22 protein-coding genes are annotated in these 22,734 nt (G+C 63.2%); 14 read left to right on the top strand and 8 right to left on the bottom strand.

Features of this window, described 5'->3' with window-relative positions; translation table 11 throughout:
* The first annotated feature begins 69 nt into the window (after positions 1-69).
* From ACQ4W6_RS07225 to ACQ4W6_RS07195, 7 genes are all read left to right on the top strand, one after another.
* Positions 70-948 (top strand): CorC family transporter, encoded by an 879-nt coding sequence (locus ACQ4W6_RS07225; RefSeq protein ID WP_436566493.1) that lies wholly within the window; start codon positions 70-72, stop codon positions 946-948.
* 79 nt (positions 949-1,027) lie between these two features.
* The gene (gene lnt, locus ACQ4W6_RS07220) at positions 1,028-2,545 is read left to right on the top strand and encodes an apolipoprotein N-acyltransferase (protein ID WP_436566492.1); all 1,518 of its coding nucleotides are present in this window, start codon (positions 1,028-1,030) and stop codon (positions 2,543-2,545) included.
* Positions 2,546-2,699: 154 nt separating this feature from the next.
* Positions 2,700-3,614 carry a glycine--tRNA ligase subunit alpha gene (glyQ, locus tag ACQ4W6_RS07215; protein ID WP_436566491.1) on the top strand — a complete coding sequence of 305 codons (915 nt, stop codon included), beginning with the start codon at positions 2,700-2,702 and terminating at the stop codon, positions 3,612-3,614.
* 38 nt (positions 3,615-3,652) lie between these two features.
* A complete protein-coding gene (glyS, locus tag ACQ4W6_RS07210; RefSeq protein WP_436566490.1) occupies positions 3,653-5,755 on the top strand; it encodes a glycine--tRNA ligase subunit beta in 2,103 nt (700 codons plus the stop codon).
* Positions 5,755-6,342 (top strand): D-glycero-beta-D-manno-heptose 1,7-bisphosphate 7-phosphatase, encoded by a 588-nt coding sequence (gene gmhB, locus ACQ4W6_RS07205; protein ID WP_436566489.1) that lies wholly within the window; start codon positions 5,755-5,757, stop codon positions 6,340-6,342. The genes glyS and gmhB overlap by 1 nt, the downstream gene beginning before the upstream one ends.
* A gap of 16 nt (positions 6,343-6,358) precedes the next feature.
* Positions 6,359-7,099, top strand: a complete 741-nt coding sequence (locus ACQ4W6_RS07200) for a lysophospholipid acyltransferase family protein (RefSeq protein WP_436566488.1) — start codon at positions 6,359-6,361, stop codon at positions 7,097-7,099.
* A gap of 44 nt (positions 7,100-7,143) precedes the next feature.
* On the top strand, positions 7,144-8,082 hold the full coding sequence (locus ACQ4W6_RS07195; RefSeq protein WP_436566593.1) for a M48 family metallopeptidase: 939 nt from the start codon (positions 7,144-7,146) through the stop codon (positions 8,080-8,082).
* Here ACQ4W6_RS07195 and waaA read toward each other — a convergent pair.
* The 4 genes from waaA to ACQ4W6_RS07175 form a co-directional block, all read right to left on the bottom strand.
* The gene (gene waaA / locus ACQ4W6_RS07190) at positions 8,079-9,368 is read right to left on the bottom strand and encodes a lipid IV(A) 3-deoxy-D-manno-octulosonic acid transferase (protein WP_436566487.1); all 1,290 of its coding nucleotides are present in this window, start codon (positions 9,366-9,368) and stop codon (positions 8,079-8,081) included. The genes ACQ4W6_RS07195 and waaA overlap by 4 nt on opposite strands.
* A gap of 18 nt (positions 9,369-9,386) precedes the next feature.
* Complete coding sequence (gene waaC / locus ACQ4W6_RS07185; RefSeq protein ID WP_436566486.1) at positions 9,387-10,409, bottom strand: lipopolysaccharide heptosyltransferase I; 1,023 nt, start codon at positions 10,407-10,409, stop codon at positions 9,387-9,389.
* A gap of 4 nt (positions 10,410-10,413) precedes the next feature.
* Complete coding sequence (locus ACQ4W6_RS07180) at positions 10,414-11,796, bottom strand: phosphomannomutase/phosphoglucomutase (protein WP_436566485.1); 1,383 nt, start codon at positions 11,794-11,796, stop codon at positions 10,414-10,416.
* Positions 11,797-11,876: 80 nt separating this feature from the next.
* Positions 11,877-12,185, bottom strand: coding sequence for an H-NS histone family protein (locus ACQ4W6_RS07175; protein ID WP_436566484.1), 309 nt, complete (start codon positions 12,183-12,185; stop codon positions 11,877-11,879).
* Between the two features lie 477 nt (positions 12,186-12,662).
* On the opposite strand from ACQ4W6_RS07175, the gene ACQ4W6_RS07170 reads away from it, so the two are divergent.
* The 7 genes from ACQ4W6_RS07170 to ACQ4W6_RS07140 all read left to right on the top strand — a co-directional run bounded on the left by ACQ4W6_RS07170 (position 12,663) and on the right by ACQ4W6_RS07140 (position 19,116).
* A complete protein-coding gene (locus ACQ4W6_RS07170; RefSeq protein ID WP_436566483.1) occupies positions 12,663-13,502 on the top strand; it encodes a symmetrical bis(5'-nucleosyl)-tetraphosphatase in 840 nt (279 codons plus the stop codon).
* Positions 13,503-13,591: 89 nt separating this feature from the next.
* A complete protein-coding gene (locus tag ACQ4W6_RS07165; protein ID WP_436566482.1) occupies positions 13,592-14,512 on the top strand; it encodes an AraC family transcriptional regulator in 921 nt (306 codons plus the stop codon).
* A gap of 118 nt (positions 14,513-14,630) precedes the next feature.
* Positions 14,631-15,185, top strand: coding sequence for a carboxymuconolactone decarboxylase family protein (locus ACQ4W6_RS07160; protein ID WP_436566481.1), 555 nt, complete (start codon positions 14,631-14,633; stop codon positions 15,183-15,185).
* Between the two features lie 13 nt (positions 15,186-15,198).
* Positions 15,199-16,284 (top strand): acyl-CoA dehydrogenase family protein, encoded by a 1,086-nt coding sequence (locus tag ACQ4W6_RS07155; protein WP_436566592.1) that lies wholly within the window; start codon positions 15,199-15,201, stop codon positions 16,282-16,284.
* Positions 16,281-17,087 carry an ABC transporter ATP-binding protein gene (locus tag ACQ4W6_RS07150; RefSeq protein ID WP_436566480.1) on the top strand — a complete coding sequence of 269 codons (807 nt, stop codon included), beginning with the start codon at positions 16,281-16,283 and terminating at the stop codon, positions 17,085-17,087. Before ACQ4W6_RS07155 ends, ACQ4W6_RS07150 begins: the two co-directional genes overlap by 4 nt.
* Positions 17,088-17,104: 17 nt before the next feature.
* Positions 17,105-18,349 (top strand): ABC transporter substrate-binding protein, encoded by a 1,245-nt coding sequence (locus tag ACQ4W6_RS07145; protein ID WP_436566479.1) that lies wholly within the window; start codon positions 17,105-17,107, stop codon positions 18,347-18,349.
* Positions 18,350-18,351: 2 nt separating this feature from the next.
* Positions 18,352-19,116, top strand: a complete 765-nt coding sequence (locus tag ACQ4W6_RS07140) for an ABC transporter permease (RefSeq protein ID WP_436566478.1) — start codon at positions 18,352-18,354, stop codon at positions 19,114-19,116.
* Here ACQ4W6_RS07140 and ACQ4W6_RS07135 read toward each other — a convergent pair.
* From ACQ4W6_RS07135 to pyrR, 4 genes are read right to left on the bottom strand one after another with little or no spacing between them, the layout of a single operon-like run.
* Positions 19,113-19,859, bottom strand: a complete 747-nt coding sequence (locus ACQ4W6_RS07135; RefSeq protein ID WP_436566477.1) for a lysophospholipid acyltransferase family protein — start codon at positions 19,857-19,859, stop codon at positions 19,113-19,115. The genes ACQ4W6_RS07140 and ACQ4W6_RS07135 overlap by 4 nt on opposite strands.
* Before the next feature lie 57 nt (positions 19,860-19,916).
* The gene (locus tag ACQ4W6_RS07130) at positions 19,917-21,218 is read right to left on the bottom strand and encodes a dihydroorotase (RefSeq protein ID WP_436566476.1); all 1,302 of its coding nucleotides are present in this window, start codon (positions 21,216-21,218) and stop codon (positions 19,917-19,919) included.
* Positions 21,219-21,242: 24 nt separating this feature from the next.
* Entirely contained in the window at positions 21,243-22,208 is a 966-nt protein-coding gene (locus ACQ4W6_RS07125; RefSeq protein ID WP_436566475.1) for an aspartate carbamoyltransferase catalytic subunit, read from the bottom strand.
* Positions 22,201-22,725, bottom strand: a complete 525-nt coding sequence (gene pyrR / locus ACQ4W6_RS07120; protein WP_436566474.1) for a bifunctional pyr operon transcriptional regulator/uracil phosphoribosyltransferase PyrR — start codon at positions 22,723-22,725, stop codon at positions 22,201-22,203. Before pyrR ends, ACQ4W6_RS07125 begins: the two co-directional genes overlap by 8 nt.
* Positions 22,726-22,734: the final 9 nt, after the last annotated feature.

Below are 22,734 nucleotides of genomic sequence, written 5' to 3'. Positions count from 1 at the left end.
GGGGAAATCCGGTGTTGCCCCACTTTTGGTGTATCCTATAACCCTTCGCAACAACGGCTCACGCCTCCTATGCCCGAGCACCCTAGTGGCGTCAGAACTGACGTCAAGCCCCACCGGTCACTGTTTGAACGCCTGACCGCACTCATTTCCCCCGAGCCAGAGAACCGTGCAGAATTGCTCGATGTTCTACACGATGCGCATGAACGCAAGCTGATCGACGCCGACGCCCTGTCGATGATCGAAGGCGTGTTTCAGGTATCGGATCTCTGTGCGCGCGACATCATGATTCCCCGTTCGCAAATGGATGTCATCGACATCAGCAAGCCGATCCAGGAATGGATGCCCGAAGTCCTGTCCACTGCCCACTCGCGCTTTCCCGCGATCGAAGGCGAGCGCGACAAGGTTATCGGCATCCTGCTGGCGAAAGACTTGCTGCGTTATTACGCTGAAGAGACTTTCGACGTCCGCGACATGCTGCGCCCCGCCATCTTCATCCCCGAATCGAAACGCCTGAATGTGCTGCTGCGCGATTTCCGCGCCAACCACAATCACATGGCCATCGTCGTCGATGAATACAGCGGCGTCGCCGGCCTGATCACCATCGAAGACGTGCTGGAACAGATCGTCGGCGATATCGAGGACGAATACGACTTCGACGAAGCCGAGGACAACATCCTCTCGCTCAAGGAAGGCCAGTTCGGCCCCCGCTGGCGCGTCAAGGCGCTGACCGAGATCGACCAGTTCAACGAAGAAGTGGGCAGCCACCTGGTGGACGACGATGTCGACACCATCGGCGGCCTGGTCTCGAAGTACCTGGGCCGCATGGCGCACAAGGGCGATATCTTCGACCTGGGCAATTTGCGCTTCGAGGTGCTGCGCGCCGACGCGCGCCAGGTGCACGTGCTGCTCGTCGAACGCCTGCCCAACGTGCCAGAACTGGAACTCTGACATGCGCGTGCTGTAAATGCGTTTCAGACGCTTGGACCCCAACGCCCCCGCCAAACCGCCCCGCAGCACGTGGGCGCGCATGCTGACTGCCGCCATCGCCGGCGCCGTCGCGGTGCTGGCGTTCGCGCCATTCGGCTACTGGCCACTGCAAATCCTCAGCCTGGGCGTGCTGTTTTACCAGGTGCTGCGCGCGTCAAGCGTCAAGGGCGGCGCGCTGATCGGCTGGGCCTATGGCTTCGGCTGGTGCGCGGCCGGCACGCACTGGCTATATATCTCCATGCACCGCTATGGCGACATGGCCGCGCCGCTGGCGGCCATCGCCGTGGCCCTGCTGGCCCTGTTGATGGCCATTTACGTGGCGCTGGCCATGGGCGCGGCCGCCTGGCTGCGCCGCCGCTGGGTATTGTCGCTGCCCACCATGACCCTGCTGGTGCTGCCTGCCACGTGGACCCTGTTCGAATGGACGCGCGGCTGGCTGTTTACGGGTTTTCCGTGGCTGGCCACGGGCTACGCCCACAATACCAGCCCGCTGGCCGGCTACGCACCGATTCTAGGCGCGTATGGCCTGGGCTGGCTGGCGGCCCTGTCCGCCGGCGCCCTGCTGCTGCTCACGCACCGCACGCGCTGGGTCGCACTGGGCGGCGTAATCGCGCTGTACGCGGCCGGCCTGGGCCTGCAACAGGTGAACTGGACCCATCCTGTCGGACGCGCCATCACGGTGCGCCTGTTGCAGGGTAATGTGCCACAGCAGCAGAAATTCGACCCCGGCTTCGTGCTCGGCGCGCTGCAGATGTACCAAACGGCCATCACCAACGCGCCGGCCGACCTGATCGCCACGCCGGAAACAGCCGTCACCGTGCTGCCGCACCAGCTGCCGCCCGGTTATCTCGATAGCCTGGCCACTTACGCGCAGCAGACGGGCAGCACGATTTTGCTCGGCATGCCGGTGCTCGACGAGCAGCAGCGCTTCTACAATGCGGCACTGGGGATTTCGCCCAACAACATGGCTGGCCCGTACTACCAGTACCGCAAGCACCATCTGGTACCGTTTGGCGAATTCGTGCCGCCCGGCCTGCACTGGTTTGTCGCCATGATGGCCATTCCGCTGGGCGACATGGGCCGTGGCGCCGAGGTGCAGGCGCCGTTGCCCGTGCGCGACCAGCTGGTGCTGCCCAATATCTGCTACGAAGACTTGTTTGGCGAAGAAATCGCTGGCCAGCTGGCCAGCGCCCACCGCAATGGCAGGCAGTCGGCGTCGGTGTTGCTCAATATCTCGAACCTGGCCTGGTTTGGCGACTCGATCGCCATCCCCCAGCATCTGCAGATATCGCAGATGCGCAGCCTGGAAACGGGCCGCCCGATGCTGCGTTCGACGAATACGGGCGCCACCGCCGTCATCGATGGCAAGGGCGTGGTGCAAAGCCTGCTGCCGCCGGAACAGCAAGCCACCTTGGCGGCCAAGGTGCAAGGCATGGGCGGCATGACGCCATACATTCTGTACGGCAATAAACTGGTGCTGGCCCTGGCCGCACTGGCCCTGTTGACCGCCTTCCTGCTGTCGCGCGCCGCCCGCCGTGGCGCCGCCGTGCAGGAATAAGCGGGCGATATTGTCCGAAGAGTCACAGTGGGTCCGTAAAAACCGCTAAAATTAGCAAAACTCCGGCCCGGGCGCGCTTTACTAGCAAAGCATGCGCCCGGGCTTCAAGCAAACCTTAACAAAGCGCAGCCTGTCCGCGCGGCGAACTCATACGATGCTCACATTTCAACAAATTATCCTGACCTTGCAAACCTATTGGGACAAGCAAGGTTGCGCCCTGCTCCAGCCCTACGACATGGAAGTCGGCGCCGGCACGTTCCACACCGGGACCTTCCTGCGCGCGATCGGCCCGGAACCCTGGCGCGCCGCGTATGTGCAGCCATCGCGCCGCCCGAAGGATGGCCGCTATGGCGAAAACCCGAACCGCATGCAGCACTACTACCAGTACCAGGTGGTCCTGAAGCCGGCGCCGGAAAATATCCTCGACCTGTATCTGGGTTCGCTGGCCGCGCTGGGACTGGACTTGCAGCAGAATGACGTGCGCTTCGTCGAAGACGACTGGGAAAGCCCGACCCTGGGCGCCTGGGGCCTGGGCTGGGAAGTCTGGCTGAACGGCATGGAAGTGACGCAGTTCACCTACTTCCAGCAAGTGGGCGGCCTCGATTGCAAGCCCGTACTGGGCGAGATCACCTACGGCATCGAACGCCTGGCCATGTACCTGCAGGGCGTGGAAAACGTGTATGACCTGGTCTGGACCGAGTGGGAAGAAAACGGCACCACGAAGAAGCTGACGTATGGCGACGTGTTCCACCAAAACGAAGTGGAGCAATCGACCTACAACTTCGAGCACGCCAATACGGACCTGCTGTTCGAGCAGTTCGGCAACTACGAAGCGGAAGCGAAGCGCCTGATTGAGCTGCAACTGACCCTGCCCGCTTACGAGAAAATCATGAAGGCCTCGCACAGCTTCAACATGCTGGACGCGCGCGGCGCCATTTCGGTGACGGAACGCGCCGCCTATATCGGCCGCGTGCGCACCCTGTCGCGCCTGGTGGCGCAAGCGTATTACGACTCGCGCGAGCGCCTCGGTTTCCCGATGCTGCCTGGCGCAGAAAAACCCGCCGCCTAATTCGAGCCACTACACCGCCGTACCAGACAAGAAACACTATGAACCAAACACTGCTCATCGAACTGCTGACCGAAGAATTGCCGCCGAAGGCGCTGGCCAAGCTGGGTGCCGCCTTTGCCGCCGGAATTGTCAACGGCTTGAAATCGCGCGACTTCCTGGAAGCCGACAGCGTCGCCACCAGCTACGCCTCGCCGCGCCGCCTGGCCGTCTCCATCACTAATGTGCGTGAAGTCTCGCCCGACAAATCCATCCGCGAAAAAGTGCTGCCCGTCTCCGTGGCGCTGGACGCGAACGGCAACGGCACGCCGCCACTGGCCAAGAAACTGGCCGCGCTGGGTTTCCCCGAGCTGACGGTCGCCGACCTCGAACGCGCCGCTGACGGCAAGGCTGAAAGCTTCTTCTACACCTACACGGCGCCAGGCAGCAAGCTTGAAACGGGCGCGCAAGCCGCGTTGACGGAGTCGAGCGCAAAGCTGCCGATTCCAAAGCTGATGAGCTACCAGCGCCCGGACGGCACTACCGTGCAATTCGTGCGCCCGGCCCACAGCCTGATCGCCCTGCACGGCATCAACGTGCTGCCCTTGACCCTGCTGGGCTTGACGGCTGGCCGCGATACCCTCGGCCACCGCTTCCTGACCGATGGCGCGCCGATCACCATCAAGCACGCGGAAAACTATGCCGCTTCCCTGATTCTGAACGCCAGCGTGATCGCCAGCATCGAAGAGCGCAAGGAACGTATCCGCAGCCAGTTGCTGGAAAAAGCTGGCTTTGATCAGGTCTTGATGCCCGAAGCGCTGCTCGACGAAGTGACGGGCCTGGTCGAATGGCCGGTGGTGTATGAATGCCACTTCGAGGAAGAATTCCTGGCCGTGCCGCAGGAATGCCTGATCCTCACCATGCAGACGAACCAGAAGTACTTTGCGCTGACCGACAGCGACGGCAAGCTGCGCTCGCGCTTCCTGATCGTCTCGAACATCGAAACGAGCACGCCGGAGCACATCATCGGCGGCAACGAGCGCGTGGTGCGCCCGCGCCTGTCCGACGCCAAGTTCTTCTTCGAGCAAGACAAGAAGAAAACCCTGGAGTCGCGCTTGCCGCTGCTGGCCAACGTGGTGTATCACAACAAGCTGGGCACGCAAGCGGCCCGCACGGAAAGAGTAACGGCATTAGCCGGCGCCATCGCCGCCAAATTGCATTACGACGTGGCCCTGGCCGAACGCGGCGCGCGCCTCGCCAAGGCCGACCTGCTGACCGACATGGTGGGCGAGTTCCCCGAGCTGCAAGGCATCATGGGCACGTATTACGCGCGCCATGACGGCGAAGCCGAGGAAGTGGCACTGGCCGCCTCCGAGCACTACCAGCCGCGCTTTGCCGGCGACAGCCTGCCGACTACCGCCACCGGCACCGCCGTGGCCCTGGCCGACAAACTCGAAACACTGGTCGGCATCTGGTCCATCGGCCTCGCGCCAACGGGCGACAAGGACCCATTCGCGCTGCGCCGCCACGCCCTGGGCGTGCTGCGCATGCTGCTGGAAAAACGCTTGCCCCTGTCGATCCAGGGCTTGCTGTTGGACGCCGCCGCGCAATTTTCCACCATTCCCGGCTTCAAGGACCCGGTGGCAGACGTTACCGTCTTCATGCTCGACCGCTTGCGCGGCATCCTGCGCGAACGCGGCTTCTCGCCCAATGAAATCGAAGCGGTCGTGGCGCAAAACCCGGACCGCCTGGACGACATCGTGCAGCGCCTGGAAGCGGTGCAGGCGTTTGCCGCCCTGCCGGAAAGCGCCTCACTGGCCGCTGCCAACAAGCGCATCACGAACATCCTGAAAAAGAACGAGGAAGCCGTGAGCCAGGTCGCCGCCGGTGGCGTCAACGTGGCGCTGCTGCAGGACGAGGCGGAGAAAAAACTCGCCGCCGCCGTCTCGCGCGTGCAGCCGGAAGTCGATGCGGCGTTCGCCAAAGGCGATTTCGCGGGCACCCTGCAAACCCTGGCGCAGCTGCGCGACGATGTCGACGGCTTCTTCAACGACGTCATGGTGATGGCCGAGGATGTCGCCCTGCGCAACAACCGCCTGGCATTGCTATCCTCCTTGCACGGCATGATGAACCGCGTGGCCGACATTTCCAAGCTGGCGGCATAATGGGCATTCCGGCGCTGAAATTGATTATTCTCGACCGCGACGGCGTCATTAATCATGACTCGCCGGATTTCATCAAGTCGCCGGCCGAATGGCTGCCGATACCCGGTTCGCTCGAAGCGATCGCCCGCCTGAACCAGGCTGGCTATCGCGTGGTAATCGCCTCGAACCAGTCGGGTATCGCGCGCGAATACTTCGACATGACGGTGTTGAACGCGATCCACCAGAAGATGCACACCTTGGCGCAGCAAGTGGGCGCCGATATCGACGCCATCTTCTTTTGCCCGCACGCGGGCGCGGACAATTGCGACTGCCGCAAGCCCAAGCCGGGCATGTTCCATGAAATTTCGCAGCGCTACAACACCAGCCTGAAAGGCGTGCCCACCGTCGGCGATTCGCTGCGCGACCTGCAGGCCGGCTTCATCAGCGGCTGCGTGCCCTACCTGGTCTTGACCGGCAAGGGCGAAAAAACCAAGGAAACGGGTGGCCTGCCACCCGGCACCCAGGTCTTCCCTGACCTGGCCGCCGTAGTCAGCCACCTGCTCAAGGCGCCAACTGCGCCAGCGCTCAGCGTGGCATTCAGTATCTAATTTTCGGAGAACCGCATTGCGTAATATTTCCCTGTTCCTGCGATCCCTGCTATTCATGATCATCATGATCGTGGCCACCATCGTCTGGGCCTGCGTGTGCTTTTTTGCCGCGCCATTGAGCTACAACAAGCGCTATTGGGTCACCTCGCGCTGGAATGTGTTCATCCTGTGGTGTGCCAAGGTCATTTGCGGCATCCGCTATGAAGTCAAGGGCGCCGAGAATTTCCCCGATGCGCCGGCCATCGTGCTGTCAAAGCACCAGTCGGCCTGGGAAACCATCTTCTTGCTGCCAAGCTTGCCCCGTCCGCTGGTGTATGTGTTCAAGAAAGAGATCCTGTACATCCCGTTCTTCGGCTGGGCCATGGCGCTGCTGCGCATGATCCCCATCGACCGCAAGCAGGGCAAGCACGCGTTCAGAAGCGTCGTGGCGCATGGCAAGCGCCGCCTGGCCGACGGTCAATGGATTATCATGTTCCCGGAAGGTACCCGCATTCCGGTCGGACAAAAAGGCCAGTACAAGAGTGGCGGCACGCGCCTGGCCATCGCCACGGGCGCCGTGGTGGTGCCCATCGCGCATAATTCAGGCGAGTGCTGGCCCAAGCAGTCATTTCTCAAACGCCCGGGATTGATCACGGTCTCGATAGGCAAACCGATTTCGCCGGAAGGGCAAACCCCGGACAGCATGATGCAACAGGTGGAAAATTGGATAGAATCAGAAATGCGCGTCATTTCGCCTCACGCCTACAACGCTGGCTAGACGGCATCAGCGCGGTCATCCAGGAGCCGACTCTGCGCCAGCAGATGAAGACCATCAAGGTCGGCGATCAACAACTGGATTTGTTCGCGCACGACGTCTCGACCAGCACGCCCCCGGCGGTGCGCCCCACGGCACCGCCAGCGCCGCCTGTGGCGAAAGCGTTGCCGCCACCACCGGTGGTCGCTCTTGCGCCACCGCCCAATCAGCCATCCGTCCCTCCCCTGCCTTCCCCGCCACGCAGCGCCGATGGCCCGCCACTGCGCCAGCTGCAGCTGGGCGGCCACCTCGTCGAATTCGCCCTGCGCCGCTCCACGCGCCGTTCGATCGGCTTCATGATCGACGATAACGGCTTGCGCGTCACCGCGCCCAAGCGCGTCACTCTGGCCGAGATCGACAACGCCATCCGCGCCAAGCAAGGCTGGATTGTCTCGAAACTGCTGGAACGCGGTGAGCGCAAGGTGCAGCGCCAGCAGCGCCAGCCCGTGGCATGGGTCGATGGCGCCGTGCTGCCGTATCTCGGTGGCGAGATCACCCTGCGCCTGCACCAGGCGCCACGCCACCGCGCCAGCTTCCAGCGCGACACCAACGAATTGCACGTGTGGGTCACGCCGGCGGGCAGCGAACTGCAGTTGAAGGAAAAAGTAAAAACCTGGTTCCAGCACGAGGCGCGCCAGTTGTTCGAGGCAAGGCTCGACTTATACGCGGAAAAACTGGGCGTGCGCTACGATGCGCTGTCGCTATCGTCGGCCGGCACGCGCTGGGGCAGCTGCACCATCGAGCGCAAGATCCGCCTGAACTGGCGGCTCATCCACTTCGCCTTGCCGCTGATCGACTACGTGGTGGCGCATGAACTGTCGCACCTGCTGGAAATGAACCACAGCCCCCGTTTCTGGGCCACCGTGGAATCGATCTATCCCGACTACGATGGCGCCAAGCAGGCGCTGAGGAAGCGCTCGCAGGAACTCCCTGTCTTGTTCAATTAAGCTGGCAGCAAAGGTTGAATGGCCGCGATCGTGCGCGGCGTGGCGCCACGGTGCTGGCTGGCAAACGCCAGTGCTTTTTCTCCCATCGACGCCAGGCGCGCCGGGTCTTGCAGCAATGCCGATGCCTGCGCCATCAGCGCATCGGCATCCGCCACCAGCGCCGCGCCGCCGGCGGCGATCGCCTGCTGCGTCACCAGCGCAAAGTTGAAGGTATGCGGGCCGATCAGCACGGGTTTGCCCAGCGCCGCCGGCTCGATCAGGTTTTGTCCGCCCAGCGGCAACAGGCTGCCGCCCACGAAAGCGCAATCGCAGGCCGCGTAATAGGCAAACATCTCGCCCATCGAATCGCCCAGCAGCACTTGCGTGCCCGCCGCAACAGCAGCATCGCGCGTCAGGCTGGACCTGCGCTGCACGGCCAGGCCGTGCGCCAGTACCATCTGCTCTACTTCATCGAAGCGCTGCGGATGGCGCGGCACGAGCAATAGCAGCGCAGCATCGGGCAAGCGGGCGCGCAGCAAGGCGTCGAGAATCAGTTGCTCCTCCCCTTCGCGCGTGCTGGCACACAGCAGCACGGGGCGCTTGCCCGCCGGTGCATCGATGATGCCGCGCAGCCAGGCGCCCGTCGCCAGGCCCGCATCGGGCACGACGACGTCGAACTTGATGCTGCCCGTGACGACTACGTCCGGCACACCCAATTGGCGCACGCGCTGCGCGTCGTCCGGCGTCTGCGCCGCCACCAGGGTGATGCCGCGCGCGGCATCGGCGATCAGCGTGCCCAGGCGCTGCGCCTTGCCCAGCGAGCGTTGCGACAGGCGCGCATTGGCCAATACCACGGGCACGCCGTGGCGATTGCACTGGTGGATCAGGTTCGGCCACACTTCGGTCTCCATCAGGATGCAGATGCGCGGCGCGAAATGGCGGATGAAACTGGCGGGCATGGCGCCCGTGTCGTACGGCAGATAGCTTTGCACCAGGCGCGCACCGTGTTTGGCGAACAGGGCTTTACCGGTCGCGCGCCCCGTAGGCGTCATGTGCGTGAGGACGATGCGGTACTCGGGCCATTCGGCCAGCAGCGCATCGATCAGCGGTTCCGCCGCGCGCGTCTCGCCGACGGAGACGGCGTGCAGCCAGATCGTGGGAGGAACAGGCTTGGCCTGGCGGCCATACAAGCCCAGGCGTTCGCCCCAGTGCTGGCGATAGCCGGGCTCCTGGCGTCCGCGCAGCCATAGCCGCGCCAGCACCAGGGGCAAGGCCAGCCACCAGGCAAGGGTATAAAGAAGTCGCATGATTGTTTAAGGTTGAAGTCAGGCGGGAGGATATTCGGCCAGCAGGCGCTGTGCCGCAGCCAATACTTCCGGCACGCCGGGCGGCGCACCTTTGTCGCCCAGGTTGATGATTTTCGGCGACCAGTTGCCTTCCGTCTTCCACAGCGGCGAATCGGCATAGATTTCCACCGTCGGACGCAGGAAAGCGGCAGCGATATGCGTCAGGCCCGTATCGACGCCGATCACCAGCGCCGCATGGCGCGCCAGCACGGTGGCGTCGCTCATCGACAGTTTCGGCAGCACGCGCGCATGCGGCAGGCTAGCCGCCAGCACCTCAGCCTCCGCCTTCTCCCTGGGCGAACCCCAGGGCAGCAGGATGGGCATAGGCGCCAGTGCCTGGCCCAGCGCGATCCAGTTTTCAGGCGCCCACTTCTTGGCGTCACGCGCCGTGCCATGGAAATAGACGCAATATGGCGCCGCACCCATCCAGTCCGGCCGCGCTTCGCGGCCCGACACTTCAGGCAAGCCGAAATCGGCCGGCGTATCGACCGTGTAGCCCAATGCGGCAGCGGCCACCAGGCGGCCACGCGCTACCGCATGCGTGCGCGGGTCGAGGGGAATGCTTTTGCTATGAAACAGACGCGAAATGCCTTCGTAACCGGAGCCTTCGCTGCCGTTCGCCAGGCCAACCTTCTGCCCGCGCGGCGCCAGACGCGCCGCACCCATGATGATGCCCGTCTTGAGCAAGCCCTGGGTATCGAACACATAATCGTAGCGCGTCTGGCGCAAGCTGCGGAAAAAGGCGGCGATTTCCGCGCGCGTCTCTTTCTTGCCCAGGCTCTTGCGCCAGCGCCGCAGCGCGAACGGGAAAATGGTGCCAACACGCGGGTTCAGGCGCACCAGGCTGGTATAGCCTTCCTCGACCACCCAGTCGATGGTGGCGTTTGGATAATGGCGGGCGATATCAGCCACCATCGGCAGGTTATGCAGCACGTCGCCCAGCGAAGACACCCGCACCAGCAGGATTTTCAAGGGCGCCTGTGCACCAGGTTGACCGGTCATGCTATTAGAACGGCAATATAGCATCTGGCTTGGCAGCCAGGATCACGCTCTTGAACTGGCCCTGGATACGCGCCAGGGCTGCCGGCGTTTCCGCCTCGAAGCGCATGACGATCACCGGCGTGGTGTTCGACGAGCGGGCCAGGCCAAAGCCGTCCGCATACTCCACGCGCAGGCCATCGATGGTGATGATTTGTTCATTGCCAGGGAAAACGGCGTCGCGGCGCAGCATGTCCATCAGCGCGACATTTTCGCCTTCCTTCAGCTCCAGATGCAGTTCCGGCGTGCTGTCGGACTGCGGCAGGGAGTTGAGCAGGGCCGACGGATCGGCTTCGCGCGTGAGGATTTCGAGCAGGCGCGCGGCCGAATACAGGCCGTCGTCGAAACCGTACCAGCGGTCCTTGAAGAAGATATGGCCGCTCATTTCGCCGCCCAGCGGCGCACCCGTCTCGCGCAATTTGGCCTTGACCAGCGAGTGGCCCGTTTTATACATCAGCGGCACGCCGCCATGCTGGCTGATCCACGGCGCCAGGTGGCGCGTGCATTTCACGTCGTACAGGATTTGCGCGCCAGGATGGCGGGTCAGCACATCGGCGGCAAACAGCATCATCTGGCGGTCAGGGTAGATAATCTGGCCATCCTTGGTGACCACACCCAGGCGGTCGCCATCCCCGTCGAAGGCGATGCCGATTTCGGCATCCGTCGCGGCCAGGCAGCGGATCAGGTCTTGCAGGTTTTCCGGATGCGCGGGATCGGGATGGTGGTTCGGGAAATTGCCATCGACTTCGCAGAACAGTTCGATGACTTCGCAGCCCATGCCGCGGAACAGGTCGCCCGCAAATGCGCCAGCGACGCCATTGCCGCAATCGACGGCGATCTTGATCGGGCGCGCCAGCTTCACATCGCCCAGGATGCGCGCCAGGTAGGCGGCGCGGATATCGTGCGTGGCATAGCTGCCCGGCGTCGTGCTATCGCTGCCATCGTGGGCGACAATGCTGTGGTACAGCGCCTGGATCGCCTCGCCGTGAATCGCCTCACCTGCCAGCACCATCTTGAAACCATTATAGTCAGGCGGATTATGGCTACCCGTGACCATGATGCCGGAGCGCGTATCGAGCACGTTGGTGCCGAAGTACACCATCGGCGTGGCCACTACGCCCAAGTCGACCACATCGACGCCTGCGGCCTGCAAGCCTTGCGCCAGCGCCGCCGTCAATTCAGGTCCCGACAAGCGTCCATCGCGGCCGATCACGACCCGCTGTTCACCCTTGGCCAGCGCTGCCTGGCCAAATGCCTGTCCGATCTTGCGTGCCACGCTGGCATCGAGGGTTTTAGAAATAACGCCGCGAATATCGTAGGCTTTGAAGATCGTTTTTGACAATGGAAGCATGGTTTGGTCGGTATAAAGAGTTAGGACAAAAAGGAGCGTCACAAGCAAAAAGCTTGTTACTGCGCCAAGAGTATACCAAATTATACGCGCAGCAGATCGATCGGCTTGCCCGATTCCACCCACTGTTTGACCCACAGCGGCTGGCGGCCACGGCCTGTCCACTGCTGCGCAGCGTTGTCCGGGTTGCGATAACGTACCGCGACTTTGCCCGTGCGCGGATGCAGGCCATCCAGAATCAGCTGTTTCAGGGGGATGCCCGCTTGCTGCGCGATGGCCATGATCTGTTCGCGCGCCTTGTTCAAATCTTCACGTTCGCGGCCATTCAATTCCTGCTTGACATTATCTTCCAGTTTGCGCAATTCCAGCATCGTCATCGTTGACAAATCCATCGCTTACATCCTTTACATTAATCTAAATAATAAAATCCAGTGAAATATACTACATTATAAAAACATATGTGCGTCGGGCGCACAATTAATCAACTTTCTCAGCATATTCAGGTGATTATTTACATGTGCCATATGAAGATTAAATGAAGAATAGCGCAGAAGAATAATGGATAATTAATAAACATGGCCGGAATGGTATTTTTAAAGATCCACCCACGTCTATTGCGATGGCCGAAAAATTCATGGCAATCCCCTTTTCTCAGCGACAGGGACATGCATATGAATATAAAACAGCTGGTGCTAAAAACAGCAGCAAAGAAATAAACCGAAAAATGGCCAGACAGTAATCCGTCCCGGCATTTTCAATCCGCTCCAGCCGCTGAGGCAATCAGGCGCATACTATAGCAATGGGCTCCACCTCAGGCATCATGCATGTTTATAGTTCATGCACGTCGCTCCACCTTCTCCTCATAACATATGAAAACCTACTTTATCGGCGATCTGCAAGGCTGCCATGCACAGACCGTCGAGCTGGTCGAACGGATCCAGGCTTCGGCAAACGGTCCCTGCCGGCTGCTGTTTGCGGGCGACCTGATCAACCGCGGCCCCGCTTCGCTGGCCACCCTGCGCCATGTCTACGCGCTGGCGCAACAAGGGCTGGCCGACAGCGTCCTGGGCAACCACGACTTGCATTTGCTGGCCGTGGCCAACGGCATCCGTCCGCAGCACGCATCCGATACCCTGGCCGAGATCCTCGAAGCGCCCGACCGCGAGCAATTGATCGCCTGGCTGCGTCGCCGCCCCCTCGCCCTGCAGCACAAAAACCACTTGCTCGTGCATGCAGGCTTGCTGCCGCAATGGAGCGCGCAGCAGGCGCTGGCCCTGAGCGGCGAGGTCTCGGCCATGCTGTGCAGTGATGGCTGGGTGGATTTTTTGCGCACGATGTATGGCAACGAGCCAGCCGCCTGGCGCGATGACCTGCAGGGCGCCGACCGGTTGCGCTGCATCATCAACGCCATGACGCGGCTGCGCTTTTGCACGCAAGACGGCGTGATGGACTTCAAGATGAAGGAAAGCGGTAGCGCCCCGCCAGGTTCCGGCCTGCTTCCCTGGTTCGACGTGCCGGGCCGGCAAAGCGCTGGCGACACCGTCGTCTTCGGCCACTGGTCGGCGCTGGGATTGCAGTTGCGGCCCGACTTGATCGGTCTCGATAGCGGTTGCGTCTGGGGCGGCCAATTATCCGCCGTATGCCTGGAAGACCGCTCGCTGCTGCAGGTCAGTTGTCCCGCCTTCCAGCAGCACAGCGGCAAGAAGTAAGCGTCATCCTGCGCATATGCTTAGGCAAAATACGTCGTTGGCGCATGGCGGCGGCCACCGTATGATGCTATTTTTTCCCAGACTCTCCAATGAATGCTGATACCGACAGGCTGGCGCGCTGGCTGCTTGGCAGCCTGGAACTCGACACTGCCGTACTGCATGTGGGCCAGTACTGCGGCCGCTGGCGCGCCTCCACGGCGGGACGGGAACTGGGCAGCTTTCATCTGGTGCTCGATGGCCATTGCTACCTGCATTTCGATGGCGCGGCGCCGATTGCGCTCGGCCCACGCGATGGCGTCTTCCTGCTGCGCGACTTGCCGCATTTCCTCAGTCCCTACAGCGATCCGCTGCAAGCGGTGAGCGCGCAAGCCATGCTGCCGCTGCAGGCGTCCACGGAGAGCCCGGCAACAGCGCTCGCCTGCGGCTTCTTCCAGTTTCGCGGCGCCCTCTCCGCGCTGATCGTCGACTCGTTCCCGTCCTATTTGCTGATACGCGGCGACGCCCCCGCCTTCAGCGCCGCCACGGCACTGTTCGACCTGATCCTGGCGGAAGCAGGTGGCGACCCGGAACAGCCCTCGCCCTTGACCTCGCGCCTGGTCGAACTGCTGTTCTTTTACCTGATCCGCCATGTGGCGCAAGGTGAGCAGGTGGCGGCAGGCTTGCTGTCGCTGCTGCACCAGCCCGCATTTTCGCCGCTGCTCGAACGCATGCTCGACGCCCCCGCAGCCGACTGGTCGATCGAGAACATGGCCAAGGCCGCCTGCATGTCGCGCGCCAGCTTCTGCAAGCATTTTGCCAGCGCCAGCGGCCACCCGCCAGCCCAGTTTTTGCTCCTGCTGCGCATGAAGATCGCGGCGCGGCGCCTGCACGATGGCGTTTCCGTCGAACGCGCGGCTGAATTGGTGGGCTACCGCTCGCACGCTGCCTTTACGCGCGCCTTCAAGCGCGTCACGGGCGAACAGCCGGGTGCCTATCGCCGCGACCAGCGCCTGCGTCAACTGGCCAGCTGAGATCAAGGTTTGCAAAATCAAGGACGAACGAGCACAAAAGGGCGACGCTGACGTCTGTTGTGCGCACGACATGGCCGATATAATGCATGGATTACTTACCAACTTAGCAAGGCACCCCATGTCCCGTCTGACGCTGCATACTCTTGATACCGCCCCGACCGACAGCCGTCCCTTCGTGGAAAAAGCCATCGCCAACAATGGCTTTTTGCCCAACCTGATCGGCGTCCTGGCCAACGCCCCGCTGGCTCTGGAAACCTATCTGACCGTATCAAGCATCAATGCCCGCGCCAGCTTGAGCCTGATGGAACGCGAGGTGGTGCAGATCACGGCCGCGCGCATCCACGGCTGCGATTTCTGCATCGCTGGCCATAGCGCCATCTCGCTGAAAAAAGCGGGCCAGACGCCGGAAACGGTGCGTGCCCTGCAACATGGCGAACCTACGGGCGACAACAAACTGGACGCCGTCGCCGCCTTCGCCACGGCCGTCATCGCCACGCGCGGCGCCGTCAGCGACGATGCATATCAAACCTTCCTGGCCGCCGGCTACAACGAACAGCAGGCGCTGGAAGTGGTGCTGGGCATCAGCCTGGCCACCCTGTGCAATTTCTCCAACAGCTTGGCCGGCACCCCCGTCAACCCGCAATTGACACCCTACCTACCCGGCGCCGTCTGAGATGGCGAACATGATGCCTAACCTTAGTCACTGGCTGCACATGCATGCCGACCAGCTCGATGAATCGCCGCAACTGGCTGAAACTGTCTTGCCGGCCCTGGCTGGCGACAACCTGCTGCGCCTTGGCGTGCCGCGGGAACACGGTGGCGCGGGCGGCGACGTGCGTGACGCCATCCACGCCATCGCCAGGGTAGCCGAGCAATCGGTGACGGCGGCCTTTGTCTTCTGGGGCCAGCGCTGCTTCATCGAATTCCTGCTGCAAAGCGAGAACCGCGCACTGGCCGAGCGCCGCTTGCCAGGCCTGCTGGCGGGCACGCAGGCGGGCGCCAGCGGCCTGTCGAATGCCATGAAATTCTTGTCCGGCATCGAGCAGCTGCAAATCACGGGCGCGCGCCATGCCGATGGTTTGCTGGTTGACGGTGGCCTGGCCTGGGTGACGAACTTGCGCAAGGCGGGCTTTGTCGCGGCGGCCGCCGTGGCGCCAAATGACGGCGCACCACCCGTCATCGTGGCTTTCGACAGCTGCGCGGCAGGCGTGCAGCGCAGCGATGACCTCGACCTGATCGCCCTGCGCGGCAGCAATACGGCATCCGTCAAGCTGGCGCAGGTGCATATCCCCGCCGCGGACATCATCAGCGACGACGCGCCGGCCTGGCTGCCACAGGTACGTCCAGCCTTTCTCGGCATGCAGTGCGGCTTGTCGATTGGCCTGGCGCGCGCCAGCCTGGCGCAGGCGGCGCAGATTTCCGCCGGCTCGCGCAACGCGCTCACGCCACGCATCGAAGCGCTGCAAGCCACCCTGGCAACGGCCGTCGACACCTTGCTGGCCGGCGTGCATGACGGCCGCTTCAAGACGCAGGCACCGGCCATGTTCCGCCTGCGCATACAGCTGGCCGAGATACTGCAGCAGGCGCTGATGCTGGAACTGCAGGCCATGGGCGGGCGCGCCTACCTGAACGCCGAGCAGCAGGGCTTTGCCCGCCGCTGGCGCGAATCGTCGTTCATCCCTATCGTCACGCCCAGCCTGACGCAATTGCAGGCGGCCTTGCAGCTATTCGACAGCCAGCAGGCGGCGACAGCGGTGGGAGCGCAGGCATGACGGCAGCAGCAGAGCGCGAGGACTGGGCCCTGCAGGCGCAGGACCTCGCCTATGCCTATCCGGGCAGCGCGCCCGTTTTCCAACACGTCTCGCTGGGCGTGCGCAAGCGCGAAATCGTCTGCCTGCTGGGCGGCAGCGGCTGCGGCAAATCGAGCCTGCTGCGCGTGCTGGCCGGCTTGCAACCGCCCTCCACGGGCGATATTCAATTTCTCGGCACACCCATGCGCGAACCTGACCCGCGCAGCGCGCTCGTCTTCCAGCAAGCGAGCCTCTTGCCCTGGCTGAACGTCACGGGCAACGCCGGCTTCGGCCTGGATTTCAGGCACCAGCCTCAGCTGACGCGCGCAGCGCACCAGGCGCGCGTGGCGCAAGCCATCGAAGCGGTAGGGCTGACGGGCCGCGAAAAGCTGTATCCATCCGCGCTGTCGGGCGGCATGGCGCAGCGCGTGGCGCTGGCACGCGCGCTGGCGCGCGAGCCGGAACTGCTGTTTGCCGACGAGCCGTTTTCCGCGCTCGACGCCATCACGCGCGCCGAGATGCAATCGCTGCTGGTGGACGTGGTGCACCGCTGGCACACGGCCGTGCTGCTGGTCACGCACGATATCGACGAAGCGATTCTGGTGGCCGACCGCATCTTGCTCATGGGCGGCAAGCCAGGCAACATCGTACGCGAGTGGCCAGTCGCCATCGCCCAGCCCAGGATCGGCCACAGCGCCGACGTCATCGCCCTGAAGATGGACATCCTCGACGCCCTGCAGACGCTGCAAAGACAGGATCAGCAGCCCTCTTTCGCCCCCCTTTAATTGACCGGAGCACTCCCATGTCCTTCCAAGACCAGAACAAACCCCTGCATATCTGCGCCTCGTCCGATTGCGATTGCGGCCTGACGCGGCGCGACTTCCTGCGCATGTCGGCCCTGGCCACGGCCAGCGTCGCCTCGCCGCTATTGTTCGCCGGCGACGCCATGGCCCAACAAGGCCCGAAAGGCGACGACCAGCCCGTGAAAATCGGCTACCTGCCGATTACCGATGCCACGCCGCTGCTCGTCGCCCATGCCCGCAAACTGTTCGAAGCCGAAGGCTTGCAAGCCGAAACGCCACGTTTGTTCCGCAGCTGGGCGCAGATCATCGAAGCGTTCGTGGCCGGCCAGGTCAACGTCATCCATTTGCTCTCGCCGGCCACCCTGTGGGTGCGCTACGGCGCCAAGTTCCCGGCAAAAGTCGTGGCCTGGAACCACGTCAACGGTTCCGCGCTGACGGTGGCCAACGAGATCAACAAGGTCTCCGACCTGGGCGGACGCACGGTTGCCATCCCGTTCTGGTACTCGATCCACAACATCCTGCTGCAACAAATCCTCAGCGCCAATGGCCTCACGCCGGTTACGCGTGCGCGCAACGCAGCCATCAAGCCGAATGAAGTCAACCTGATCGTGCTGGCGCCGGCCGAAATGCTCTCCGCCCTGGCCAGCAAGTCCATCGCCGGCTACATCGTGGCCGAGCCATTCAATGCGGCGGCGGAAAACGCTGGCATCGGCAAGATCCTGCGCTTTTCGGGCGACGTGTGGAAAAACCACGCCTGCTGCGTCACCTTCCTTTCCGAGCGCGACATCAACACGCGTCCCGAATGGGCGCAGAAGGTCACCAACGCCATCGTCAAGGCGCAGCTGTGGACGCGCTCGAACCAGGTCGACACGGCCAAGCTGCTGTCGAACGTGGGCGAACACCGCTACACGCCGCATCCGCTGCAAGTGCTGACCAAGGTACTGGCCACCACCGATTACGCCAGCTACGAAAAGCAGGGGCTGATCGTGCACAAGAACTGGCAGCAGCGCCGCATCGACTTCCAGCCGTATCCGTTTGCCTCGTACACGGAAGAAATGGTGCGCGCCATCGGCCGCACCAAGGTCGAAGGCGATACGCGCTTCCTGGCCAACCTCGATCCGAAATTCGCCGCGCGCGACCTGGTCGATGACCGCTTCGTGCGCAAGGCTATCACGGCCGTCGGCGGTCCAGCCGCCTTCGGCTTGCCCGCCAACCTGCTGCGCAGCGAAACCGTGGCGGTCTGACGATGACAAACAAGCTGTTCACGAAGTTCGGCCTGCCCTTGGTCGGGCTGGCCTGTGCCTTGCTGTTATGGTCGTTGGGCGTGACGGCGCTGGAGAAATCCACGCCGATCGCCAATGCCTTTGCGCCGCTGCCGACGGCGCTGGCGTTCAGGGAAATGCTGGGCGGCCTTGACATCTGGCTGCACGTGGTGCTGAGCCTGCAAAGGGTAGCCGTGGGCCTGGGGCTGGCGATCGTCATCGGCGTGCCATTGGGCGTGCTGGTAGCCATGTCGAAAAGCTTTTCCGGCGCCGCCATGCCGCTGTTCCAGCTGCTGCGCATGATTTCGCCGCTGTCGTGGATGCCGATTGCCGTGATGGTGCTGGGCGTGGGAGACGCGCCCGTGTATTTCCTGTTGGCGTTTGCGGCCGTCTGGCCGATTTTACTCAATACGGCGGCCGGCGTGGCGCGGCTCGATCCGAACTGGCTGCTGCTCGCACGCAGCCTGTCAGCCACACGCAGCGAGATCGTCTTCAAGGTGATTTTGCCGGGCATTACGGCCGACATCCTGACGGGCGTGCGCTTGGCCATTGGCATCATCTGGATCGTGCTGGTGCCGGCGGAAATGCTGGGTGTCTCGGCCGGCCTGGGCTACTTCATCCTCGATACGCGCGATCGCCTGGCGTACTCGGAACTGATGGCCGCCATCGTGCTGATCGGCATATTGGGCTTCATCCTGGACTACCTGGCCCGCGCCGCCCACGCGCGCTGGCTGCATGTGAAGAACTAAGCAGCCTTTTCCAGCGGCAGCGCAGCGGCCACTGCAGCTTGCGTTGCCGCCGCCAGTTCCCGGCGGTGCGCGCCACTCGTCGCCACGGGCGCCAGGCAGCTCAAGCGCGCGGTAATCGGCGGGCCGCTCAGGATCGCCACCATGCTTTGCGCGAAGCTCATCTCGCCGATGAAGTCGACGGCGTGGTACAGCGCTCCTTTTTCATCCACATACACGAGCGCGAACGGCTGCACCGGCACTTGCGCGTCGATGGCCGCCTCGAACAGGTTCGCGTGAAACGGCAGTATCTGCCCTTGCGCTGCAGTGGTGCCTTCCGGGAAAAACGCCACGCGCTCGCCTGCGCGCAGCTTGTCGACCAGCCCCTGGAAGATCAGGCGCAGATCGCGCTTGCTGCCGCGCGAAATGAAGATAGTACCGGCACGTCCCGCCAGCCAGCCCAGGATAGGCCAGGCGCGAATCTCCGCCTTGGCGACGAAACGGCAGGGATGGATGGCGTTGATGACGAAGATATCGAGCCACGAGACGTGATTCGCCACCACCATCGCATGCGCGATGGCTGGCTGGCTGGCGGCTGGCTGCTCCACGTGCACGCCGCAGATATCGAGCAGCTGCGTGGACCAGCGGCGAATGCGCCAGTTGCGCCCTTCCAGGTCCAGCCAGGGGAACAGCACTGCGCTCTTGGCCATGCCGCAGCTCAGGTGAATGGCGATGCGCGCAAGGCGGTAGGTAAGCAAAAGTTTCAAATCACACCAAATTAAATACCGGGGACAAAGGGAACAATCCCCGGCAGTCATAACGCATTAGCGCTGAAACGCCACCTGTCCGGCCACGATGGTTGCCTTGACGATGCCGCCCAGCTCATAGCCGAGGAATGGCGTGTGCTTGCCCTGGCTGGCCAGCGACGCCGAGGACACCGTCCAGCGGGCGTTTGGATCGAAGACGCAGATGTCGGCCGCTTCGCCCACGGCCAGGCTGCCGGCCGGAATGCCCGCCACCCTGGCCGCATCGGACGTGACCTTGGCCACGGCGCGCGCCAGCGGACGCGCGCCCGCCTGCGGCTGCGTCAAGGCATAGTCGTCGGCCCATTTCAGGGCCAGCGACAGCAGCAGCTCCAAGCCCGTGGCACCGGGCGAGGCTTCGCCAAACGGCAGCAACTTTTCATCGTCATCGACGGGCGTGTGGTCCGAGCACATGGCGTCCACCGTGCCGTCAAACAGGCCGGCGCGGATGGCATCGCGGTCGCGCTGGCTGCGGAACGGCGGCGTCACCCTGGCGTTTGAATCAAAGAAACCGATGTCGGCGTCAGTCAGGTGTACATGGTGTACGCCCACGTCGCAGGTGACGGGCAAGCCTTCGGCCTTCGCCGCGCGGATCAGTTCCAGGCCGGCCGCCGATGAAATGCGGCACAGGTGCACGCGCGCGCGGCTGGCGCGCATTAACTCGAAAATCGTGTGCAGCGCAATAGTTTCGGACATGACGGGCACGCCCGACAAGCCCAGGCGCGAGGCCAGCGGGCCGCTATGGGCGATGCCGCCGCGGCCGATGTGCGGGTCCTGCGGACGCAGCCAGACGGTGTAGCCGAAGGTATTCGCGTACTGCATGGCGCGCAGCAGCACGGTGGTGTCTTCGATCGGCTCTTCCGCCTGCGCGAAGCCGATGCAGCCCGCTTCCGTCAGTTCTGCCATTTCCGTCAGCGCCTTGCCCTTCAAGCCCATGGTCAACGCACCCAGCGGGTGCACATGCGCCTTGTTCTGCGTCTTGGCGCGGTATTTCAGCATTTCCACCAGGCCCGGCTCGTCCAGCACGGGGTCGGTATCGGGCGGGCAGACCAGGCTCGTGACGCCGCCCTGCAGGGCCGCCTGCAATTCCGATTCCAGGGTCGCCTTGTATTCGTAACCCGGCTCGCGCAGGCGTGCCGACAGGTCGACCAGGCCAGGGGAAACCACCAGGCCGGCCGCGTCAAATGTGGTGTCGGCCTTGAAACCGGCGGGCGCGCTGCCCACGGCCAGCACCTTGCCGTCGCCGATGAACAGGTCTTGCAAGCCATCGATGCCATTGGCAGGGTCGATCAGGTGGCCGTTCTTGATATGTAGTGTCGTCATGCTTGCTTACTCGTCCTTGGGCTATCAGCCCTGATTACCAGCCAAAATACTCATCACCGCCATGCGTACGGCAATACCGAATGTCACCTGCGGCAGGATCACCGCCTGCGGACCGTCGGCCACGGCCGAATCGATTTCCACGCCACGGTTCATCGGGCCCGGATGCATGACGATGGCGTCCGGTTTCGCCAGCGCCAGGCGCTCGGGTGTGAGGCCATAGCTCTTGAAGTACTCCTGCGCCGACGGCAGCAGCGCGCCGCTCATGCGCTCGTTCTGCAGGCGCAGCATGATGATGACGTCGACGCCTTTCAAACCTTCATCCATGTTGGTGAAGGTGCGCACGCCCATTTGCTCCAGGCCGCTCGGCAGCAGGGTGTGCGGGCCAATGGCGCGTACTTCCGGCACGCCCAGGGTGGTCAGGGCGTGGATATCGGAACGGGCCACGCGGCTATGCAGTATGTCGCCCACGATGGCCACGGTCAGATTGGTGAAATCCTTCTTGTAGTGGCGGATCGTGTACATGTCTAGCAGGCCCTGGGTCGGATGCGCGTGGCGTCCGTCACCGGCGTTGACCACGTGGACGTGCGGCTGCTTCGTGTCGATCAGGTGCTTGGCGATCAAGTAGGGCGCGCCCGACTGCGCGTGACGCACGACGAACATGTCGGCATGCATGGCCGACAGATTGTCGATGGTGTCGAGCAGGGACTCTCCCTTGCTGGCCGACGAAGCCTGGATATTGAGGTTGATGACGTCGGCCGACAATCTTTTTGATGCGATCTCGAAGGTGGTGCGGGTGCGCGTGGAGTTTTCAAAAAACAGGTTGAAAACGCTTTTGCCGCGCATCAGCGGCACCTTCTTGACGTCGCGGTCGGAGATGCCGACGAACGAGGAAGCGGTGTCGAGGATGTGGTTGACGATAGACTTTGGCAAGCCTTCGATCGTCAGCAGATGCTGCAGTTCGCCGTGTTTATTCAGTTGCGGGTTAAGCATGGTGGGTATCTATGGTGAGCGTGAATTTTCCATCGTCGGCTTGCTTCAGGACCAGGGCCTGGCCCGGCGGCACGGCAGTGAAGGCGGCCACGAAATCGGCAGCCACCGGCAGCTGGCGCTCGCCGCGGTCGACCAGGGCCGCCAGCATGATCTTCGCCGGACGGCCATAGTCGAACAATTCGTTGATGGCCGCGCGCGTAGTGCGGCCCGTGTACAGCACGTCGTCGACCAGCAAGATGGTGGCACCGGCCACGTCGAAGGCGATCTGCGTCGGCTTGACGTCCGCATGCAGGCCTTTCTGGGCGAAGTCGTCGCGGTAGAACGAGACGTCGAGCACACCGAGGCGGCCCGGCAGGTTCAGGTCGCGCGCCAGGCGTTCGGCCAGCCAGGCACCGCCCGAATGGATGCCCACGATGGCCACGTTAGGGATGCCCGCCAGGCCGCTCTGCACCTGTTGCAGCAAGACCGCATACAGGGCCTCGGCGTCCAGTTGGGAAGGATTCGTAGGATACGGCATAGAGTTCTT

This window comes from Janthinobacterium woesei (assembly GCF_051380875.1).
Taxonomy (GTDB): Bacteria; Pseudomonadota; Gammaproteobacteria; order Burkholderiales; family Burkholderiaceae_D; genus Janthinobacterium.
Note: the sequence above shows the minus strand (reverse complement) of the source record. Positions and strands in the feature narration are given on the sequence as shown.